Genomic DNA, 20,372 nt, shown 5'->3' on the forward strand with positions numbered 1-20,372 from the left:
CTAGAGGAATGGTTATCGCAGTTTCTTCCGAGTCTTCGTCCGCACACGCCTGGGGCTACGGCCTCGCCACGATTGCGTCCGACGGAACCGTGCTCGACACCTGGTTCCCCTCCCCCTCGCTCGGCGAGCTGCCGGCCAACCGCGACCGCTGGATCGTACCGGCCGAACTCAGTGAGGCCGCAGGCCCCGACGAACGCCGCTCCGTGCGCCTTGAGGCCGTTACCGTGCAGATCGACCTCCAGTCCCCGGTCGCCGGCACGTCGGATGCTTACCTGCGTCTGCACCTGCTCTCCCACCTGCTCGTGAAGCCCAACAGCATCAACCTCGAGGGCATCTTCGGCCATCTGCCCTCCGTGGTGTGGACCAACGCCGGCCCGATGCTGCCGGCAGACTTCGCCCGCTTGCGCCCGTCACTGCAGCGCGCCGGCATTCAGGCCAGCGGCCTCGACAAGTTCCCGCCGCTGCTCGACTATGTCATTCCGGCCGGCGTGAGAATAGCGGATGCCTCGCGCGTTCGCCTCGGCGCCCATCTGGCTCCCGGAACCACCGTCATGCACGAGGGCTTCGTCAACTTCAACGCCGGAACGCTCGGCTCGTCCATGGTGGAGGGGCGGGTATCGCAGGGAGTCGTCGTGGGCGAAGGCTCCGATATCGGCGGCGGCGCGTCCATCATGGGCACGCTCTCGGGCGGCGGTACGCAGCGCGTCTCGATCGGGGCCCGGGCCCTCCTCGGGGCGAACTCGGGCGTCGGCATCGCGATCGGCGACGACACGGTGGTTGAGGCGGGCCTCTATGTGACGGCCGGCACGAAGGTCGTACTCGTCGGTTCGCCCGTCGGCAACGACGGCCAGGCGCGCACGGTGAAGGCGGTTGAACTCAGCGGCGTCCCGAACCTGCTGTTCCGTCGCAATTCCATTTCCGGCGCCGTCGAGGTGCTCGCCCGCACCGGAACGGGCATCGTGCTCAACGAGGCCCTGCACGCGTAGCCGCCACCACCGGGTGCCCACTTACCGGTAGCATCCGGACTACACACTAATCACGAGGGAGTGATGTGGGCACCGACGCACCTCGAAGCAGACGACACCGCAGGCTGAGTTTCCTGTTCGCCGGCCTGGGCGTGCTACTTGCCCTCGCCCTGATCGCATCCGGTGTCGGTGTCTGGACGGTGACCCGCTCATTCCCCATGCTCTCCGGCCAGGTCGACATCCCTGGCCTCGGGTCCCAGGTCACGGTCGTTCGCGACGAAGCAGGTATCCCCTCGATCACGGCGAAGACGTCAGCGGACCTGTTTCTGGCGGAGGGATACGTGCACGCCCAGGATCGCTTCTGGGAGATGGACTTTCGACGTCACGTCACCTCCGGCCGATTGTCCGAACTGTTCGGCGACAGTCAGGTGGGCACCGACACCTTCGTACGCACGCTGGGCTGGCGCGCGGTCGCGGAGGCCGAGGTGGCGCTCCTCGACCCGGAGACCCTCGGCTACTTCCAGGCCTATGCCGACGGCGTGAACGCCTACCTCACCACCCACCGGGGCGCGGATATCTCCCTTGAGTACGCCGTGCTCGCCCTGCAGCACCCGGGTTACGAACCGGAACCGTGGACGCCCGCCGACTCGGTGGCGTGGCTGAAGGCGATGGCCTGGGACCTGCGATCGAACCTCGTCGACGAAATCGACCGCGCCCTGCTCACCCCCGACTACTCGCCCGCCGAGATCGCCGAGCTGCATCCGACCTACCCCTATGGCACCCACCCCACGATTACGGGCGGCCCCCCGGCCGGTGCGGCGGCGGCGACCGCTCCCGCCTCCGTGGAGACAGCGAAACCCTCCACCGAGGTATCGGTCACCGCGAGCGGATACGGCGAGGCCCTCGCCTCGCTGCGCACCTCGCTCTCGGCCGTGCCGGAGCTGCTCGGTCCGGCGGGCGGCGACATCGGCTCCAACTCCTGGGTCGTGTCCGGTGCCCTCACCGACACGGGCACGCCGCTGCTGGCCAATGACCCGCACCTCGGGCCCGCGCTTCCATCGGCGTGGTACCAGGTGGGACTGCGCTGCAGCACGGTGAGCGCCGAGTGCCCGTTCGACGTGGCCGGATACAGCTTCTCGGGGCTGCCAGGTGTCGTCATCGGTCACAATGCGCGCATCGCCTGGGGTTTCACGAACCTGGCTCCGGACGTGGCCGACCTGTATGTGGAACGGGTCACCGGCGACACCTACGAGTACGACGGCGTGGCGAAACCGCTTGCTGTGCGCAGCGAGAAGATCACCGTGGCGGGCGGGACCGACGTGAAGATCACGATCCGCTCGACCGAACACGGCCCCATCGTGAGCGGGCTGACCGGCACCGACTTTGCCGCCATTGCGAGCGATTACCCGCCCGCCGCCGGCATGCCGTCCCCAGCAGAGGCCCCGGATGCCGCGGCACCGACCGCGACCTACGAGCTGTCCCTGCAGTGGACCGCCCTGAGCCCCGGCCGAACGGCATCCGCCATCTTCGCCCTCAATCGCGCCACCAACTGGGACAGCTTCCGAGCGGCCGCGGCGAACTTCGACGTGCCCTCGCAGAATCTGGTCTACGCCGACGTCGACGGGAACATCGGGTACCAGGCCCCGGGGGTCGTGCCGATCCGCATCACCGGCGACGGAACCGTGCCGGTGCCCGGCTGGACCAGCCAATACGGCTGGAATGGTTATATCCCCTTCGACGCCCTGCCCCAGGTGTTCAACCCCCCGAGCGGATACATCGTGGCAGCGAACAATGCCGCCGTCGGCCCCGACTACCCATACCTGCTGACGGCCGATTGGGATCTCGGCTACCGCGCCGACCAGATCACGAAACGGCTGACCGCCCTGATCGCTGACGGGACCCCGCTGACGGGCGCGATGATGAGCGAGATACAGGCGGATGATTTCAGCGCCATCGCCCAGGCACTCGTGCCAGCCCTGCAAGGTGTCACCGTCACCGGGAAGGCGCTCAAGGCCCAGCAGCTTTTTGAGGGCTGGGACTACACAGTACGAGCGGACAGCGCCGCTGCCGCGTACTTCAACATCGTGTGGCACCGGCTCCTCTCCGAGATGTTTGACGCCAAACTCCCCGACGGCGCCGGCATGACCGGAGGCGACCGGTCGTTCGCCGTGGTGACAACCCTGCTCGCCCAACCGGACTCGCCGTGGTGGGCGAACGAACGCACCGGCACCACGGGCCAGTCGAAGATGCTGACCCGCGTGCTTGAGGACGCCGCAACCGAGGGGGTCACCCGCATGGGGTCGGACACCTCCCAGTGGGAATGGGGCCGTATCCACACCCTCGAACTCACGAACCAGAGCCTGGGCAAATCGGGGGTGGCGCCGATCGAGATGCTGTTCAATCGGGGCCCCTACGAGCTCGGGGGCGGGTCGGCGGTGGTCAACGCCCAGGGCTCCGATGCCACGGTTCCCGGCTATGCGGTGGACTGGGTGCCTCGATGCGGCAGGTGATCGATCTCGGGGACTTCGACCGGTCGACGTGGATCAACCTCACCGGCGCATCCGGGCATGCGTTCCACCCGAACTATGTCGACCAGGCTCCGCTGTGGCAGAACCATGAGACGCGCCCGTGGCGCTTCACTCCCGTGGCGCTCACTGACGCCGCGACGGACACGCTGACCCTGCTACCGGGCTGACCGGCGCACCCAGGATCGGCCTGCGAGGTCTCGATCGCTCCTTCGTCGCTCCTCGACCAGCGCACCACCCGTCGAGGAGCGACGAAGCCTAACGCTGCGGGAAGTCCCGAGCGCCGGATCCCACGTACAGCTGCTGCGGGCGGCCGATCTTGGTGGCCGGGTCTTCGTTCATCTCACGCCAGTGCCCGATCCAGCCGGGCAGACGCCCGATGGCGAACAGCACGGTGAACATGCGGGTCGGGAAGCCCATCGCCTTGTAGATGACTCCGGTGTAAAAGTCCACGTTGGGGTAGAGCTTGCGCTCCTTGAAGTAATCGTCGCTGAGGGCGAGGTTCTCGAGTTCCTGCGCAATGTCGAGCAGGTCATCCTTGATGCCCAGGGCTGCCAGAACCTCGTGGGCGCTCTCCTTGACCAGAGTGGCGCGCGGGTCGAAGTTCTTGTAGACCCGGTGGCCGAATCCCATGAGCTTCACCCCCTGCTCTTTGTTCTTCACTCGCTCGACGTACTTTTCGACGCCTTCGCCGGACGCCTTGATCTCACCGAGCATCTTGAGAACTGCCTCGTTCGCACCGCCGTGCAGGGGACCGAAGAGGGCGTTGATTCCGGACGAAACAGACGCAAAGAGGTTTGCCTCGGTGGAGCCGACGAGGCGCACCGTCGAGGTGGACGCGTTCTGTTCGTGGTCTTCGTGCAGCATGAGCAGACGCTCAAGCGCCTGGCTCACGACGGGGTTGCCCACATAGGGCTCCGCGCGGTTGCCGAAGTTCAGCTTGAGGAAGTTGTCGACGAAGCTCAGCGAGTTGTCGGGGTAGAGGAACGCCTGGCCGATGCTCTTCTTGTGCGCGTAGGCCGCCATCACGGGCAGCTTGGCGAGCAGGCGGATCGTGGAAATCTCGACCTGCTCCGGGTCCTTCGGATCAAGGGAATCCTGGTAGAACGTCGACAGTGCGGACACACCGGAGGCGAGCACGCTCATCGGGTGGGCCTTGTGCGGCAGGGAATCGAAGAAACGGCGCATGTCTTCGTGCAGCAGGGTGTGGTGACGGATGCGGTCGTCGAAGTTCTCGAGTTCGAGCTGCGTGGGCAGTTCTCCGTAGATAAGCAGCCATGCCGTCTCGAGGAAGCTGGAGTTCTTGGCGATCTGTTCGATGGGATAACCGCGATAGCGCAGAATACCCTGCTCGCCGTCGATGTAGGTGATCGCGGAGCGCGTCGCCGCGGTGTTCACGAAGCCATAGTCAATCGTGGTGAGACCGGTCTTCTTCGTGAGCGTCGAAATATCGATGCTCGACGCGCCGTCGGTGCTCTCCACAATGGGAAACTCCGCCGTGCCTCCCGGGTAGCTAAGAGTTGCCGTCTGCGGTTCCACAGCAGTTTCCTGCTCTGGTTCGTTGGATATCGTTTGCTGCGCGACGTCGGTCACGGAGCCTCCCTGAGTCTCGCTGCGTATGGTGCCGGGCGTTCGCCACGGCATATTCGTGCGCCCGGCAAACTCGTTCCGACTACAGCCTAAAGGGCCGGACGGCCTACTGTTGCATCCGCCAAGAGTTCGGGTGTTTCATTATCGATGTTCCACACACCCGTGTTTACGGGGTGGAACGCGCCCTGTCGGCATGCCTCGAAGACACGGTCAAGCCGCGTTCAAGCGAGAAGACGTTTGGCGGCCGCGGCGATTCTCTCGTCGGTTGCCGTGAGAGAAAACCGCACGTGATCGTCGAAGAAGTCGCCGTAGAACGGTCCGGGACCGGCGAGGATTCCCCGATCAGCGAGCCGCGCGATCGACTCCCAGGCCGGCCGTCCCTCGGTCGCCCAGAGATAGAGCCCGGCCTCGCTATTGTCGATCCGGAAGCCGGCCGCTTCGAGTGCTGGTTTCAGTACTGCCCGGCGGGCCCGATACCGCTCGCGCTGAACGGAGACATGATCGTCGTCGCCGAGGGCGGCGATCATGGCCGTCTGGAGGGGTGCCGGCAGCATGAGTCCGGCATGTTTGCGCACGGTGAGCAGGCGAGCGAGCACATCCGCGTCTCCGGCGGCGAAGGCTGCACGGTAGCCCGCCATGTTGGATTGCTTACTGAGGGAGTAGATCGCGATCACGTTCGTCAGGGAGCCGTCGATCACGCGGGGGTCGAGGATGCTCGGAATCGGCTCCGCGTCCCAGGGCTCGTCCCACCCCAGCTCGGCGTAGCACTCGTCGCTCACGATCACGGCACCGAGTTCGCGGGCCCGCAGCACCGCCGCGCGCAGTTCGGCGACGGAGAGCACCCGCCCGTCGGGGTTGCCGGGGCTGTTCAGCCAAATGAGCTTCGTGCCGGCGGGCCACTCGGCCGGGTCGTCGGACGCGAGCGCCGTGGCGCCGGCGATCGCAGCGCCGATCGCGTAGGTCGGGTACGCGGCACGGGGGTGCACGATCGTGTCGCCTTCCCCGATGCCGATCATGAAGGGCATCAGCGCGACGAGCTCTTTCGAGCCGATCGTGGGGAGCACGTTCTTCTCGCTCAGGTTCGTCACGCCGCGCCGCCGGGCGTACCAGGCCACGATGGCCTGTTGAAGCTCGGGCGTTCCGGCGGTCTGCGGGTACGCGTGGGCATCCGTTGCCTGGGCGAGGGCCTCGCGAACAACTCTCGGAGTCTCATCGGCGGGCGAGCCGATCGACAGGTCGACGATCCCGTCAGAGTGAGCCTTGGCACGCGACATGAACGGGACCATCTGGTCCCACGGGTAGTCGGGCAGCGACGTCAGCACGAGAGACTAGTGCTGAACCTGGGGTGGCAGCACGGAGATGACGGGGTGGTCCTTGGCGAGCACGCCGACCTTGGCGGCTCCGCCGGGGGAACCGATGTCGTCGAAGAATTCCACGTTGGCCTTGTAGTAGTCGGCCCACTGTTCGGGCAGATCGTCTTCGTAGTAGATGGCCTCGACGGGGCAGACGGGCTCGCAGGCGCCGCAGTCCACGCACTCGTCGGGGTGGATGTAGAGCGAGCGCTCGCCCTCGTAGATGCAGTCGACCGGGCATTCATCAATGCAGGCCCGGTCCTTCACGTCGACGCACGGCAAGGCAATCACATACGTCACTTGATTTATGTCCCTTCGAGAGCAGGGTTTTATCCTACGCCCGTTCGGCCTTGGGGCCGATTCAGCGGACGCTCACCGCCGAGCAGGAATTGTGGGCCAGGCCAGCACCAATGCCGTCACAAGGGCCGGAACAACGGTCCAGAGTGTTCCCGTCAGGCCGGCCGGAACCAGTACGGAGCCACCGGCACCGCGCAACGACAGCACAAAGATCGTCACGAGTAGACCGGTGGCGGCCAGAAATGCGACCGTACGAGTACCGCGCAGGAGTCGCAGACCCACCAACAGGGCCGAAACAGCCACGAGCGCGAGGATCAGCCCACGGGGATGCTCACCTCACCGACGCTGGCGGTGGACTGATGCGCGAGGGTGCCAAGCACGCCGAAGGCGACTCCGGCACCCACCCCGAGCACGCCGGCCAAGACTCGATTCATCAACGGGGGTGGCGCTGGGGCCACCGGGGGCGGGCGCGGCGGATCGAGGCGGGCATAGGCCTCCGCCCCGGAGACGGGCGTGGTCGGCCCACCCGTGACGGTAACGGCGCGGTCTGCCACGGTCCAACGCCCGGGGAAACAGGCGAGCGCCCGCAGCTTCTGCTCAAGGTGATCGCTCACGTCGATGGCTACGGGCCGCTGGGTGGCCGCTTCAGACATACGTCGGCACAGGAAGACGGGCAGGCCGGCGGCGTGCGCCGCCGCGGTCGCCGTGAGCCGAAGCGCGTCGCTCACCGTGCCGATCGCCACGGCCGTGGCCCACTGCTCGGCGACGGCGTCAGCCAGCGCGTCGGCACAGGCTCGATCGGGAGCCGATACCGGCGGCAGCGTTCTCCACTCCGTCGCCCCGAGCGCACCGAGCGCCGCTGTCACGCCCGACACCTCGGGGGCCGCGAACCCGTCTGGAGCGCCGGCATCCGCTTCATACAGGACGAGGGAGGGAGACCCGAGGTCGTGCAGGCGAGCGATTGTGCCGCCAGTCAGCCAGGATTCATCGCCTGGGCGCCCATGCACGAACACGATGTGTTCGCCGCTACCGGACATAACCATGGGACCCCGCTGCATTCCTCGATAAAGACACATTCACCTCACAGAATCATAACTAGACATGGGCGGGTGTCCGGGGCTAGAGTCGGAAAAGGTAAGGTTAGCCTTACCATCATTCACAGCTATTCCGCATCTTGACCTTCTGGACGTGACGTGCTCGGTAACTACCTGATCGGCCTTCGCGAGGGGCTTGAAGCAGCCCTGATCGTGACTATTCTCATCGCCTACATCGTCAAGATCGACCGCAAAGACGTTCTGCCGCGCATCTGGCTCGGCGTCGGACTCGCGGTGGCGCTCGCTCTGGGAATCGGCGCACTCCTCACCTACGGCACCTACGGGTTGTCCTTCACCGCCCAGGAGATCATCGGCGGCGTGCTCTCGATCATCGCCACCGCCCTCGTGACCTGGATGGTGTTCTGGATGCTGCGCACCGCCCGCGACCTCAAGGGCCACCTCCAGGGCAACATCGACCGGCACCTCGTCGGTTCGGGCATCGGCCTCGTTCTCGTGGCCTTCCTCGCCGTGGGCCGTGAAGGTATCGAAACGGCGGTCTTCCTCTGGGCCGCCGTACAGGCGAGCGGATCCAACTCGATGCCGCTGCTTGGTGCCACGCTGGGCATCCTCACCGCGATCGCCCTCGGCTGGCTGATCTACTCCGGAATGCTGCGCATCAACCTCTCGCGCTTCTTCACGTGGACCGGTGCGATTCTCATCATCGTCGCGGCGGGCGTGCTGTCGTACGGCGTGCACGACCTGCAGGAAGCCGGCATCCTCCCAGGCCTCAACAGCCTCGCCTTCGACGTGAGCGCCGCCGTGCCGACCGGCAGCTGGTACGGCACCCTGCTGAAGGGCACGCTCAACTTCTCCCCCGCCACGACGTGGTTGGAGCTTCTGGTGTGGCTCGGCTACGTCGTGCCCACCCTGACACTGTTCATCGCGAAGAGCCGCCGCGGGCGCGTACAGCCCGCTGCGGCCTCGCACCCGGCACCCGCCCCGGAGACGGCCCTCGCCCGCTGAGCCGATCCCGGTTGAATCTCACACGGTGAGCCTCAACGCCCCGCCCCGCCCTACCGCCTCCCGGGCTCAGTCCGGCCCTGCTGACTCTCCCCCCCCGTCTCGAAGGATTTCTATGCGCGCCCATGTCCCCCGTCATGCCCTCGCCCTCTGCGCCGTCGCCACCATCGGCATCCTGACCCTCAGCGGCTGCGTGGCTAATGCCCCGAAGTCCACCCCCGAGAATCTCACGGTCGACAGCTCCGCCACGGAGTGCACCGTGTCATCGGACACGGCGCCCGCCGGCACCGTGAGCTTCACCGTGACCAATTCCGGCGATCAGGTGACCGAGTTCTACCTGCTCGCCGAGGACGGCCTCTCCATCAAGGGCGAGGCCGAGAACATCGGTCCCGGTCTCAGCCGCGACCTGGTCGTTCAGCTCTCCGCCGGGAGCTACTTCACGGCCTGCAAGCCGGGAATGACCGGCGACGGAGTGGGCAAGGCAGATTTCACGGTGACGGAGTCCGACGCCGCAGCGAAGCCGAACGCCGACCTGGCCGCCCAGATCGACACGGCCAACACGAACTATGCGTCCTATGTGAACGACCAGGTCGGCCAGCTCGCCACGGGAACGACCGCCTTCGCCGCCGCCTACACCGCTGGCGACGACGACTCCGCGCGCGCACTCTACGCCCCCACCCGGGCGCACTGGGAACGCGTCGAGACCATCGCGGAGTCCTTCGGCGACCTCGACCCGAAGCTTGACCTCCGCGAGGCGGACCTTGAGGAGGGCCAGGAGTGGACCGGGTGGCACGCGATTGAGAAGGACCTGTGGCCGGCCGAGGCCGAGGCCGGTTTCGCCGCCTACACGCCGGAGAAGCGTCGGCACCTCTCGGAGCTTCTGGTCGCCGACACGGACACGCTCAAGGGCAAGGTCGACGGGCTCAGCTTCACTCTCGCCCAGCAAACCAACGGGGCGATCGGCCTGCTCGGTGAGGTCGCATCCGGCAAGGTCACCGGCGAAGAGGAAACCTGGTCGCATACCGATCTCTGGGACATGCAGGCCAACGTCGACGGCGCCGCCGTGCTCTACGCCGGCGTGCGCGACGTGCTCGTGCACGAGGACCCCGATCTGGCCGAGTCGCTCGACAGCGAATTCGCTGCCCTGCAGGCCCTGCTCGACGCTCAGCGGGTGGGCGACGGCTTCGCCCTCTACACCGACCTCACGCCCGCCCAGATCCGTACCCTCGCCGATCAGGTGAATGCCCTCGGCGAACCTCTCAACGAGCTCACCGGCGCCTGCTGCTGTGATCCTTCGTCGGAACAAGCCCCGGTCTGAAACAGCGGAGGCGTCCGAGGCCGCTGGCGATGACACAGACGCCCCCGAACGCGGCATCACCCGTCGCGGGCTGCTCGGTCTGGCCGGCGCCGGTGCGGCCGGTATCGGCCTCGGGGTGGCCGGGGATCGTGTCGTCGCCACCGCGGTGGGCACATCCGCTTCGTCGGACTCCGCCACGTATCCCTTCTACGGGTCTCATCAGGCCGGCATCGTCACGCCTGCGCAGGACCGCCTGCACTTCGCGGCTTTTGACATGGCGGCGGATGCCACCCGTGCCGACCTGATCGGGCTGCTGCGCGACTGGAGCACCGCCGCGGCCGCACTCACCGCCGGGCACGACGTGGGTGAGTTCGGAGCGATCAGCGGCAACTACGACGCTCCCCCCGAGGACACCGGGGAGGCCCAGGGGCTCCCACCTGCCGGGCTGACGATCACCTTCGGCTTCGGCCCAACCCTGTTCGAAACCACGGATGGTGCCGACCGATTCGGCATCAGAGCTCGTCGTCCCACAGACCTCACTCCGCTCCCCCACTTCTCCGGGGACGCGCTCGAGGCCGCGTTCAGCGACGGCGACCTCTGCATTCAGGCGTGCGCAAACGATCCACAGGTGGCCGTGCACGCCATTCGAAACCTGTCCCGCATCGCATTCGGCCGCGCCGTCATCCGCTGGTCCCAGCTGGGATTCGGACGCACCTCCAGCACGAGCACGACGCAAGCCACCCCGCGCAACCTGTTCGGTTTCAAAGACGGAACGGCCAATATCAAGGCAGAACAGCCCGCCGTGGTCGATGAGCAGGTCTGGGTTCCGGCATCGGACGGCCAGCCCTGGCTCGTGGGCGGATCATATCTGGTCGCGCGGCGCATCCGAATGACGATTGAGACCTGGGACCGCACGATTCTTCGCGAGCAGGAGGCGGTGTTCGGCCGCACGAAGGGCGAGGGCGCGCCGCTGTCCGGTGGCACCGAGTTCACGGAACCGGACTTCACCGTGGACGGGCGGGATGGCCAGCCTCTCATGGCGACCGCCTCGCACGTGCGCCTCGCCCACCCTGGGCAGAACGCGGGCACCCAGCTTCTCCGCCGCGGCTACAACTTCGTCGACGGCAATGACGACCTCGGTCGGCTCGAGGCGGGACTCTTCTTCATCAGCTTCCAGCGGTCGCCGAAACAGTTCACCACCGTTCAGACCGCCCTCGCTCGCCACGACGCACTGAACGAGTACATTCGGCACGTGGGCAGCGCCCTCTTCGTCGTGCCGGCCGGCGCGCGCGCCGGCAGCTACGTTGGGGCGCCCCTCTTCGCCTAGGAGCTGCGCTCCACAGATCGAGGCACGAGCGATCGACACCCCGCAAGACCATCCACAGGACCCGAACACCAGCTCACGCGGTCTCGATCGCTCCTCCGTCGCGCCTCGACCAGCGGAAGGGCCGGTCGAGACACGAGCGATCGAGACCCCGCAAGACAATCCACAGGACCCGAACACCAGCTCACGCGGTCTCGATCGCTCCTCCGTCGCGCCTCGACCAGCGGAAGGGCCGGTCGAGGCACGAACGATCGAATCGCTGGTCGAGGCGCGAGGCACGAGCGATCGAGACCCGGTGAGACGATCCTCCGGGCGCTAGAGGGGGGTGACGGTGTATAGGATGCCGTCCTTGTTGCCCACGACCACCACCCGGTAGGTGTTGTTGGTCATCGCGACGACGCCGGACGTCTCCCCGGATGCGCTCGTATCTGCCACGAAGCCCGCCTCCTCCAGCTGGGTGCGCGCATCTGCAAGCGGATCAGCGGACGTGGCATCGATCGTGACGACCCAGCCCTGCTGGTCGCTCGTCGACGTTCCGGCACCGAACAGAACCGTGCCGTCGATCACGGGCACCTCGCTCGGCCAGCCGGCCGGCAGCTGACCGCCGAGACTCACATTGCCACCTGACGCATCGGTGACCGCGGTGTTGACGGCACCACCGACCGCGTCGCACCCCGAAAGCAGCGGTGCGATACCGAGGGCGGTCACGATCAGGACAGCAGTAAGGGCACGACGTGATGAAGGCATGCCCACATTGTGCCCCGAAACACGAAAACCCGCAGCCACGGGCTGCGGGTTTTCCTGACAAGCGGGTGCTGCTTAGTTGCCGTCGAGCTTCTTCACGCGCGAGACCTGGCGCGAGCGCGCGGCCGCGGTCAGCTCAACCTTGCGGATGCGCACGGCGGCGGGGGTGACCTCGACGCACTCGTCTTCACGGGCGAATTCGAGGCACTGCTCGAGGGAGAGCACCTTGGGCGGCGTCATCGACTCGAACGTGTCGGAGCTGGACTGACGCATGTTGGTCAGTTTCTTTTCCTTGGTGATGTTCACGTCCATGTCGTCGGCGCGCGAGTTCTCGCCGATGACCATGCCCTCGTACACCTCGGAGGTCGGCTGCACGAAGAACGACATGCGCTCCTGCAGGTTGATGATCGCGAACGGGGTGACCGCACCGGAACGGTCGGCCACGATGGAACCGTTCGTTCGGGTGTTGATCGTGCCGGCCCAGGGCTCGTAGCCGTGCAGGATCGCGTTGGCGATACCGGTACCGCGCGTGTCCGTGAGGAACTGCGTGCGGAAGCCGATCAGGCCGCGCGACGGAACGATGAACTCCATGCGAACCCAGCCGGTGCCGTGGTTCGCCATGTTCTCCATGCGACCCTTGCGAGCGGCGAGCAGCTGCGTGATCGCGCCGAGGTATTCCTCCGGTGCGTCGATGGTGAGGTGCTCGAACGGTTCGTGGATCTTGCCGTCGACGCGCTTCACAACTACCTGCGGCTTGCCGACGGTGAGCTCAAAGCCTTCACGACGCATCTGCTCGACGAGGATGGCGAGGGCCAGTTCTCCACGACCCTGCACCTCCCAGGCGTCCGGACGTCCGATGTCGACGACCTTGAGCGACACGTTACCGACGAGTTCGCGGTCGAGGCGGTCCTTGACCATGCGAGCGGTGAGCTTGTGGCCACGGATCTTGCCCATGAGCGGCGAGGTGTTGGTTCCGATGGTCATCGAGATGGCCGGGTCGTCGACCGTGATGGTCGGCAGCGGGCGCACGTCGTCGGGGTCGGCCAGGGTCTCACCGATGGTGATGTTCTCGATGCCGGCAACGGCCACGATGTCGCCGGGGCCTGCGCTCTCGGTCGGGTAGCGGTCCAGCGCCTTCGTGATGAGCAGCTCGGTGATCTTCACGTTGGAGACGGTGCCGTCCTGCTGCACCCAGGCCACGGTCTGGCCCTTCTTGATGGTGCCCTGGAAGATGCGCAACAGTGCGAGGCGGCCGAGGAACGGCGAGGCGTCGAGGTTGGTGACGTGCGCCTGCAGAGGGTGCTCGTCATCGTAGGTCGGTGCCGGAATGTGCTTGAGGATCGCGTCGAAGAGCGGCTCGAGGTCGTCGTTGTCCGGCAGCGTGCCGTCTTCCGGCTTGTTCCAGCTCGCGGCTCCGTTACGGCCGGACGCGTAGACGACGGGTACGTCGAGCACGGCGTCGAGGTCGAGGTCGGGGAAGTCGTCGGCCATGTCGCTCGCGAGACCGATGAGGAGGTCCTGGCTCTCCGCCACAACCTCGTCGATACGGGCGTCGGGACGGTCAGTCTTGTTGACCAGCAGGATGACGGGCAGCTTGGCTTCGAGCGCCTTACGCAGCACGAAACGGGTCTGCGGCAGCGGGCCCTCGCTCGCGTCGACGAGGAGCACGACACCGTCGACCATGGACAGGCCGCGCTCGACCTCGCCACCGAAGTCGGCGTGGCCGGGGGTGTCGATCACGTTGATCGTGATGGGTCCCTCGTGGGCGTGGATGCCCTTGTACGAAACCGCCGTGTTCTTGGCGAGAATCGTGATGCCCTTTTCGCGCTCGAGCTCATTCGAGTCCATGGCGCGCTCTTCGACCTTGGCGTGGTCGGAGAACGAGTCGGTCTGCTTGAGCATCGCGTCGACCAGCGTCGTCTTGCCGTGGTCAACGTGAGCGACGATGGCAACATTTCGGAGGTTATTGCGCGTAGCAATCGCCATAAAAGTAGATCCTTACGAAGAATGAATGCCGCAGAGTAACACTGGCGACGAAGAGTGGATGAGCGGGGCCACAGTGAGACCCAAGGAACTATCCTACCGCATTCGAGCACAAGCCTCGTGGGGACGGTCTCACGGACAGATTACGCGTCCCTGACGCCCCTCCCGCACGACGTACGGGCGGGGCGAGGCCCGATGGCCTCACCCCGCCCGCGTGCTGTCGTCAGCGGATGGTGCCTAGATCTTCCAGCCCACGATCGTCCAGTCGACGGTCTCGAACTGCTCGGCCCCGTAGTTCACGAGTCCATCCTTGACCGCGTACACATTCGGCAGCGGCGCCAGGGGAATGATCGGCACGTAGGCGGCAAGCACCTTGTCGATCTTGTCGGCGATCTTGAGTCGCGCCTCCGGATCGAGCTCCGTGTTCGCCTGGTCGTAGAGTCCGGAGAGCGACTCATCGGTGATTCCCGTGAAGTTCGACTCGGAATCGACCGGGGAGAACAGGGCCTCCGATGACGAGATCGGGAACGCCGTGCCAGCCCAAGAGAAGCCGGTCATTTCGAAGTCACCCGGGATGACGTAGTCGGAGAAGAACCCGGCTGCCGGCACCTCATTGAGTTCGACGGTGACTCCGACGTCCTTGAGGTCGGCCTGCACCTGAACGGCACGCTGCTTGTTCGTCGCGGTCTCTGCCGGAATCGTCATCGTGAGCACGAGGGGCACTCCGTCTTTCTCACGCGCGCCGTTGTCTCCCTCGGTGTAACCGAGTTCGTCAAGCAGCGCCTTCGACTTGTCGGTGTCGAAGCCGATGGCGTCTCCGACGTTGTCTTCGAAGCCCTTCTGTCCGGGCATGAAAATGTAGCTGCCTGAGTCGTGGCAGGCACGCCCACGGGGGTATTGGCAGATTCGGAAATGAGCGAACGGTTGATCGCATGGCCAACGGCCTCGCGAAGTTTCACGTCCGCGAGCGGTCCCTTGGAACCGTTGAGCGTGACGTGTGTCCACGTGAGCCCGCCGGAAGACTGGATGCTGGCATCGGAGCGGGCCTGCGCCGTCTGGTAAGCATCCGCGTTCGACGAAATGGAGAGCACGTCGGTTTCGGAGTTGCCGAAGGCCGCGGCCTGTGAATCGCCGCTGACGACCTTCACGTAGACCGTTTCCAGCTTGGGAACGTCACCCCACCACGCCGGGTTGCGGGTCAGCGTAACGACCTGACCGGTGGTGTCGATGTCGGAAATCATGAACGGGCCGCTCGAGGGCATCGGCGATGTCACGTATCCGGTGTTGAACGCTTCTGGCGTCGACGCCACAACGGCGGGCAGGATGCCCGGAACGTCAGCGAAGATGGATGCCCAGTCTGCGTTCACCGCGCTGAACGTCACGGTGAAGTCGAAGTCGCCCTCGATCGGCTCGATGGCAGAAATCTCTTCCCAGATCGCGGTCGACGCCGGCTGGTAGGCCTCGTTAGTCCCGTTCATCGCGCCCCAGGTGGCTGCGTAGTCTCTGTAGGTGATCGGGGTGCCGTCTTCCCAGACCGCGTCGGGGTTGAGCTTGATCTCGACGACCTGAGGATCTTCGCTGATCAATTCAACGCTCGTGGCGTAGTTCGTGTTGAGTTCAGGTGTTCCCTCCTCGCTGATGTCGTAAACGCTGCCCGTCGTGAGAGCAATCGTGTTGTTGGTGTCGACCTCATTGCCGTCCACCTGCGCGGGGTTCCAGTTCGCGGGCATGGCATTGATCGCAAGGTTCAGCGTGCCGCCATCGGCAATCTCATCCGCCGTGGCACGGTCCCACGCTGTCGCGGGAACGGCACCGCTCGGGCTGTCGGCGGCTCCATCCGCTGCGGTGTTGCCGGGCGCGCATGCCGAGAGGAACAGGGCAGACGCACTCAGAACGGCGACTGTTGCGAAAACAGTACTTTTCCGTCTCATTGTGATTCTCCTTTATTTCTTGGTGAGGCTATTTCTTGGTGGGACTCGTGCGTTGTACTGCTGGGTGAAGCGGTCGGATCGGTCTGTGTGAGCTCCACGTGGTGGCAGGCTGCTTCCACCGTTCCGTGGGGCGTCAGGTGGGGATCGGCACTCGCACAGAGGGCTTGCTTGTCTGCGTCGAGTGTCGTGAACAGCGGGCATCGGCTGCGAAAGTTGCACCCGTCAATGTGCTCCGTCGGACTGGGCAGGTCGCCCTCAAGCAACACTCGCTGGCGGCTGCGCTCGATGACGGGATCGGGAATGGGAGCCGCCGAGATGAGCGCTTGGGTGTACGGATGCCGCGGGTTGGAGAACACCTCGGCCACCGGCCCATACTCCACGATGCGGCCCAGGTACATGACCGCAACCATGTCGGCAATCTGTCGCACGATGGCAAGGTCGTGGGCCACAAAGAGATAGGAGAGGCCGAGCTGCTCCTTGAGGTCCTCGAGCAAGTTGATGACACCGGCCTGGATCGAGACATCAAGCGCCGACACGGGCTCATCGAGCACGACCAACCGAGGGTTGGTCGCCAACGCACGAGCGATGCCGATTCGCTGCCTCTGTCCTCCGGAGAATTCGTGCGGGTAGCGATCGGCCATCACCGGGTCCAGCCCAACCAAATCGAGCAGCTCTCGCACACGTTGACGAATCGCTTCCGGCTTCACCCCGTGCACGGTGAGGGGTTCGCCGATGATGTCGCCGATCGGCAGTCGAGGATCGATGGCCGCCATCGGGTCCTGAAAGACGATCTGCACTTCCTTGCGCAGACGAAGCTTCTCGGCGCGATTCAGCGTGGCCACGTCCTTGCCGTCGATCAGGATCTGGCCTCCCTGGGGCTTGCTCATCTCGAGGATCTCGAGGATCGTCGTGGACTTACCGCAGCCCGACTCGCCGACGAGCCCGAGTGTCTGTCCCGCAGCCAGCGAGAAGGACACTCCGTCCACCGCCCGAACGGTTCCGATACGACGAGAAAATACCCCGCCCTTGGTGAGCGGAAAGTGACGTACGAGGTTTGACACGGTGAGCACCGGACCATCCTCCACACGCGTTTCGGCCTGCTTCACGGCCAAGGGCGCCGGCCGGGGAAAAATGTCCACGCGGGTGAGCGTTCCGGTGGCGATCTCTGCAGAGCGATGGCAGGCCGCCACGTGCGTGGCCGCAACCTCCCCCGTCAATTCGATGTCAGCGGCACCGTTACCGGTGGCGGTGCCGTGCTGAGCAAGTTCGGGCTCGATCTCCCGGCAGACATCGATCGCAATCGGGCAGCGCGCGGCAAAGGGGCATCCGCGCGGCAGCGCCGTGAGCGAGGGTGGCCGCCCCTCCAACGGAACAAGTCGCTGAGTGCCGGCTGTCTGCATATTGGGGACCGAACGCAGGAGCCCAATCGTGTAGGGCATATGCGGTTCGGCGAAGACGTCAGCTGTGGTGCCGTTCTCCACGAGTTTGCCGGCATACATGACCGCAATGCGGTCGGCGTGTCCCGCCACGACGCCCAGGTCGTGGGTGATGAGCACGACCGCGGCCCCGGTGAGTTCTTTTGCCGTTTCCAGCACTTCCAGGATCTGAGCCTGGATCGTCACGTCGAGTGCCGTCGTGGGTTCGTCGGCGACGATGAGACGCGGGTCGTTAGCGATCGACATGGCGATCATGGCGCGCTGCCGCATCCCGCCGGAGAACTCGTGCGGAAAAGCCTTGGCCCGCCGCTCCGGATCGGGGATGCCGACCACGGTGAGGAGCTCCACGGCGCGCGCCCTGGCCGCTTTTTTACTCAGCGCGGCATCATGCAGGAGCAGAGCCTCCGCGATCTGGTCACCGACCGTGTAGACGGGCGTCATGGCTGACAGGGGGTCCTGGAAGATCATGGCGATTTCTCGGCCGCGAATCTTCGAGAGCTCCCGGTCGTTGAGGTCGAGCAGGGCCCGGCCGCCAAAGGTGATGGTGCCGTCAATCACAGCCGAACTCGGCAGGAGGCCCATCAGTGCCAGGGACGAAACGGACTTTCCGGAGCCGGATTCGCCGACGATTCCGAGGAACTCGCCCTCGTTCACCTGATAGCTGATGCCACGGACTGCATGGACGTCCGCCCCGCCCCGCTGCGGAAAAGTCACCGACAGGTCGGCGACCTCGAGAAGCGGCGTGCGCGCCTTCGAGTGGTTCCCTGTCGCGCGGGCAGCGGAGGAGAGGTCGGTCACAAAATTAGTCACGGTTTACTCCCGAGGTCGGGTCGACGGCGTCGCGAAGGGCATCGCCCACGAGGCTGACCGCAAAGAGGGTTGCGACGAGAACGCCTGCGGGAAAGACGAACAGCCATGGTCGGGTGATGGCGGCGCTCGTGCCGTCGGAGAGCAGCGTGCCGAGCGACACGTCCGGGGCCCTGACACCGAAGCCGAAGTAGCTCAGGCTTGTTTCCGCCATGATCGCTCCGACCACACCCAACGTCGCATCGATGATGAGCAGCGAGGCCACGTTGGGAATGATGTGCCGCCCGAGAATCCGTGGCATGGGCACACCCATGTATCGGGCAGCCTTCACAAAGTCCTGATTCCGCAACGACCGGGTTTGGGAGCGAATCACCTGGGCCATAATCATCCAGCTGAATGCGGCCAGGAATATGGTCAGGAACACCCAGGACAGTCCCTTGAAAAGCGGGCTGAGGATGACCAGCAGAATAAAAGAGGGCAGCACGAGAAGCAGGTTGATGCACCAGACGATGACCTTGTCGACGATGCCGCCCATGTACCCGGCGACCGAGCCCGCCACTGCCGCGATCAGGGTGCCCAGCGGCCCGGCAATGAGTCCGATCACGAGTGATTTCTGCAGCCCCACGAGTGTCTGCGCATAAAGGTCCTGACCGATGCCGTTCGTGCCAAACCAATGCAACTGCGTCGGGCCGATTCCCATATTGAGTGGATCACGCCCCGTTGCCGAGAACGGGTAGAAGACCGGACCGAGAATTGCCCACAGTGCAATCAACACGATCGCGATCGCGCCCACCCAGAACCGAGGGGTGTGGGTGAGGCGATGCCAGATGAGTCGGCCGCGCGATCGCGCCCGGGTTGAGCGGATGCCGCCCGCGAGGTTGGCACCACCGTCACTGCTCAGTGCCGAGGCGGTGCTTTCAACGGGCTTGATGTCGACGTCAGCCATGTCAGTACCTCACTCTCGGGTCGAGGGCTGAATACAGGATTTCGGACAGGGTCGAGGAGAACAGCACGAGGACGGCCAGGAACAGCGTCGTGCCGGCCACACCGTTGATGTCGCTCTGCGTGATGGATTGAAGCGCAAACTCTCCCATGCCGTGGAATGAGAAAACGATCTCGAGCATGATGGATCCGGAAATGAGAGTCCCGAAACTGTAGGCGAAGAACGTGGACATCGGGATCAACGCAACCCGCACACCGTGACGGACAAGCGCGGAATTGCGCGAGCGTCCTTTGGAGCGGGCCGTGCGGATGTAGTCGGCAGCCAGCACGTCGAGCATGACGCTGCGCTGATAGCGGGAGTAGCTGGCCGCGCCCATGAGCACGAGTGCGATGGTGGGCAAGAGCAGGTGAATCGCCCTGTCTCCGGCCAGGACCCACCAGGGTCCGGACAACCCGGCCGAGTATTCACCGGTGAAGTTGATGAGCTGTTTTCCGACGGCACCGTTCATGGCTGTCGCACCGATCATCAGGAGAACACCCACGACAAACGTCGGAGTCGCGAAGATCAGATAGGAACTGTAGGTCACGACCTGGTCACTCGCGCGGTACTGCTTGACCGCGCCCCACACGCCGAACACGACGCCGAGCACGGCCCCAATGATGGAACCGATCAGAAGGAGTCGAAGGCTCACCCCGGCACGGGCGACGATCTCATCGATGACAGGAGTGCCGCCGACGGTGTTGCCGAGCGACCCGTGGGCAACCAGATTGACGACCCAGTCCCACAAACGAGTGAGAACAGGCACATCCGGGTTGGCTCCGAGGCCGTTCAGAATCCCCGTAATGGTGGACTCGCTCGGCTGGGGATTTCGGCCGTAGTACTTGGCGGCCGGATCGAGGGCGATACTGGCGACGACGTATGCGAGGCAGGTTGCGATCGCGGACAGGATGAAATAGTTAACGAATCGACGAGCAATATAAAAGATCATGCGGAATCGGTCCCCGATCCGTTAGAACCAGCACTCCGGCTTCCAGGAACAAACGACTGCCAATTTCAAACGTGTCGAAACCACGGTGATCCTCCTCTGCACCCTCGTGAGGTGCATGTGTACAGGTGCAAAGCAG

Annotated in this window: 16 protein-coding genes and 1 pseudogene; 5 read left to right on the forward strand and 12 right to left on the reverse strand. The window is 65.2% G+C overall.

Annotation, left to right across the window (positions count from 1 at the left end):
- Nucleotides 1-8: 8 nt before the first annotated feature.
- Together dapD and JF66_RS09405 are read left to right on the forward strand one after the other, a co-directional pair.
- Nucleotides 9-986, forward strand: a complete 978-nt coding sequence (dapD, locus tag JF66_RS09400) for a 2,3,4,5-tetrahydropyridine-2,6-dicarboxylate N-succinyltransferase (protein ID WP_035877324.1) — start codon at nt 9-11, stop codon at nt 984-986.
- A gap of 197 nt (nt 987-1,183) precedes the next feature.
- A pseudogene (locus tag JF66_RS09405) lies at nt 1,184-3,660 on the forward strand (penicillin acylase family protein).
- An 88-nt stretch (nt 3,661-3,748) separates the two neighbouring features.
- Here JF66_RS09405 and JF66_RS09410 read toward each other — a convergent pair.
- The 5 genes from JF66_RS09410 to JF66_RS22245 form a co-directional block, all read right to left on the reverse strand.
- Entirely contained in the window at nt 3,749-5,083 is a 1,335-nt protein-coding gene (locus JF66_RS09410; protein ID WP_369797987.1) for a citrate synthase, read from the reverse strand.
- 218 nt (nt 5,084-5,301) lie between these two features.
- A complete protein-coding gene (dapC, locus tag JF66_RS09415) occupies nt 5,302-6,402 on the reverse strand; it encodes a succinyldiaminopimelate transaminase (RefSeq protein ID WP_035877325.1) in 1,101 nt (366 codons plus the stop codon).
- Between the two features lie 6 nt (nt 6,403-6,408).
- Entirely contained in the window at nt 6,409-6,732 is a 324-nt protein-coding gene (gene fdxA, locus JF66_RS09420) for a ferredoxin (protein ID WP_035834817.1), read from the reverse strand.
- A 72-nt stretch (nt 6,733-6,804) separates the two neighbouring features.
- Complete coding sequence (locus JF66_RS22240; protein WP_156109720.1) at nt 6,805-7,032, reverse strand: hypothetical protein; 228 nt, start codon at nt 7,030-7,032, stop codon at nt 6,805-6,807.
- A gap of 11 nt (nt 7,033-7,043) precedes the next feature.
- Nucleotides 7,044-7,772, reverse strand: a complete 729-nt coding sequence (locus JF66_RS22245) for a PIG-L deacetylase family protein (RefSeq protein WP_156109721.1) — start codon at nt 7,770-7,772, stop codon at nt 7,044-7,046.
- 150 nt (nt 7,773-7,922) lie between these two features.
- Here JF66_RS22245 and efeU point away from each other — a divergent pair, with 150 nt between their 5' ends.
- The 3 genes from efeU (at nt 7,923) to efeB (ending at nt 11,407) form a co-directional block, all read left to right on the forward strand.
- The gene (gene efeU, locus JF66_RS09430) at nt 7,923-8,786 is read left to right on the forward strand and encodes an iron uptake transporter permease EfeU (protein ID WP_035877326.1); all 864 of its coding nucleotides are present in this window, start codon (nt 7,923-7,925) and stop codon (nt 8,784-8,786) included.
- Nucleotides 8,787-8,898: 112 nt separating this feature from the next.
- On the forward strand, nt 8,899-10,101 hold the full coding sequence (efeO, locus tag JF66_RS09435) for an iron uptake system protein EfeO (protein WP_051973351.1): 1,203 nt from the start codon (nt 8,899-8,901) through the stop codon (nt 10,099-10,101).
- Complete coding sequence (gene efeB, locus JF66_RS09440; RefSeq protein ID WP_035877327.1) at nt 10,070-11,407, forward strand: iron uptake transporter deferrochelatase/peroxidase subunit; 1,338 nt, start codon at nt 10,070-10,072, stop codon at nt 11,405-11,407. Before efeO ends, efeB begins: the two co-directional genes overlap by 32 nt.
- Before the next feature lie 312 nt (nt 11,408-11,719).
- Here the strand turns inward: efeB and JF66_RS09445 are convergent, their stop codons facing one another.
- The 7 genes from JF66_RS09445 to JF66_RS09470 all read right to left on the reverse strand — a co-directional run bounded on the left by JF66_RS09445 (nt 11,720) and on the right by JF66_RS09470 (nt 20,236).
- Nucleotides 11,720-12,151: a hypothetical protein gene (locus JF66_RS09445; protein ID WP_035877328.1), complete on the reverse strand. Its 432-nt coding sequence runs from the start codon at nt 12,149-12,151 to the stop codon at nt 11,720-11,722.
- A 72-nt stretch (nt 12,152-12,223) separates the two neighbouring features.
- Complete coding sequence (gene typA, locus JF66_RS09450) at nt 12,224-14,134, reverse strand: translational GTPase TypA (protein WP_035877331.1); 1,911 nt, start codon at nt 14,132-14,134, stop codon at nt 12,224-12,226.
- A 234-nt stretch (nt 14,135-14,368) separates the two neighbouring features.
- Nucleotides 14,369-14,941, reverse strand: coding sequence for an ABC transporter substrate-binding protein (locus JF66_RS25005; RefSeq protein WP_255351521.1), 573 nt, complete (start codon nt 14,939-14,941; stop codon nt 14,369-14,371).
- Nucleotides 14,833-16,062 carry an ABC transporter substrate-binding protein gene (locus JF66_RS25010; RefSeq protein WP_197059374.1) on the reverse strand — a complete coding sequence of 410 codons (1,230 nt, stop codon included), beginning with the start codon at nt 16,060-16,062 and terminating at the stop codon, nt 14,833-14,835. Before JF66_RS25010 ends, JF66_RS25005 begins: the two co-directional genes overlap by 109 nt.
- Nucleotides 16,059-18,296 carry a dipeptide ABC transporter ATP-binding protein gene (locus tag JF66_RS09460; protein ID WP_051973352.1) on the reverse strand — a complete coding sequence of 746 codons (2,238 nt, stop codon included), beginning with the start codon at nt 18,294-18,296 and terminating at the stop codon, nt 16,059-16,061. The genes JF66_RS25010 and JF66_RS09460 overlap by 4 nt, the downstream gene beginning before the upstream one ends.
- Nucleotides 18,297-18,300: 4 nt before the next feature.
- Nucleotides 18,301-19,251 (reverse strand): ABC transporter permease, encoded by a 951-nt coding sequence (locus tag JF66_RS09465; RefSeq protein WP_035877334.1) that lies wholly within the window; start codon nt 19,249-19,251, stop codon nt 18,301-18,303.
- Nucleotide 19,252: 1 nt separating this feature from the next.
- Nucleotides 19,253-20,236, reverse strand: coding sequence for an ABC transporter permease (locus tag JF66_RS09470; RefSeq protein WP_035877337.1), 984 nt, complete (start codon nt 20,234-20,236; stop codon nt 19,253-19,255).
- Nucleotides 20,237-20,372 lie beyond the last annotated feature (136 nt).

It is taken from the genome of Cryobacterium sp. MLB-32 (assembly GCF_000738085.1).
Classification (GTDB): domain Bacteria; phylum Actinomycetota; class Actinomycetes; order Actinomycetales; family Microbacteriaceae; genus Cryobacterium.

What these genes read in the sequence shown, in the direction of transcription:
- JF66_RS09470 (WP_035877337.1), bottom strand. Translation starts at nt 20,236, where the DNA reads ATGATCTTTTATATTGCTCGTCGATTCGTTAACTATTTCATCCTGTCC.
- typA (WP_035877331.1), bottom strand. Translation starts at nt 14,134, where the DNA reads ATGGCGATTGCTACGCGCAATAACCTCCGAAATGTTGCCATCGTCGCT.
- dapD (WP_035877324.1), top strand. Translation starts at nt 9, where the DNA reads ATGGTTATCGCAGTTTCTTCCGAGTCTTCGTCCGCACACGCCTGGGGC.
- JF66_RS25010 (WP_197059374.1), bottom strand. Translation starts at nt 16,062, where the DNA reads ATGAGACGGAAAAGTACTGTTTTCGCAACAGTCGCCGTTCTGAGTGCG.
- efeO (WP_051973351.1), top strand. Translation starts at nt 8,899, where the DNA reads ATGCGCGCCCATGTCCCCCGTCATGCCCTCGCCCTCTGCGCCGTCGCC.
- JF66_RS09465 (WP_035877334.1), bottom strand. Translation starts at nt 19,251, where the DNA reads ATGGCTGACGTCGACATCAAGCCCGTTGAAAGCACCGCCTCGGCACTG.
- JF66_RS09445 (WP_035877328.1), bottom strand. Translation starts at nt 12,151, where the DNA reads ATGCCTTCATCACGTCGTGCCCTTACTGCTGTCCTGATCGTGACCGCC.
- JF66_RS22245 (WP_156109721.1), bottom strand. Translation starts at nt 7,772, where the DNA reads ATGGTTATGTCCGGTAGCGGCGAACACATCGTGTTCGTGCATGGGCGC.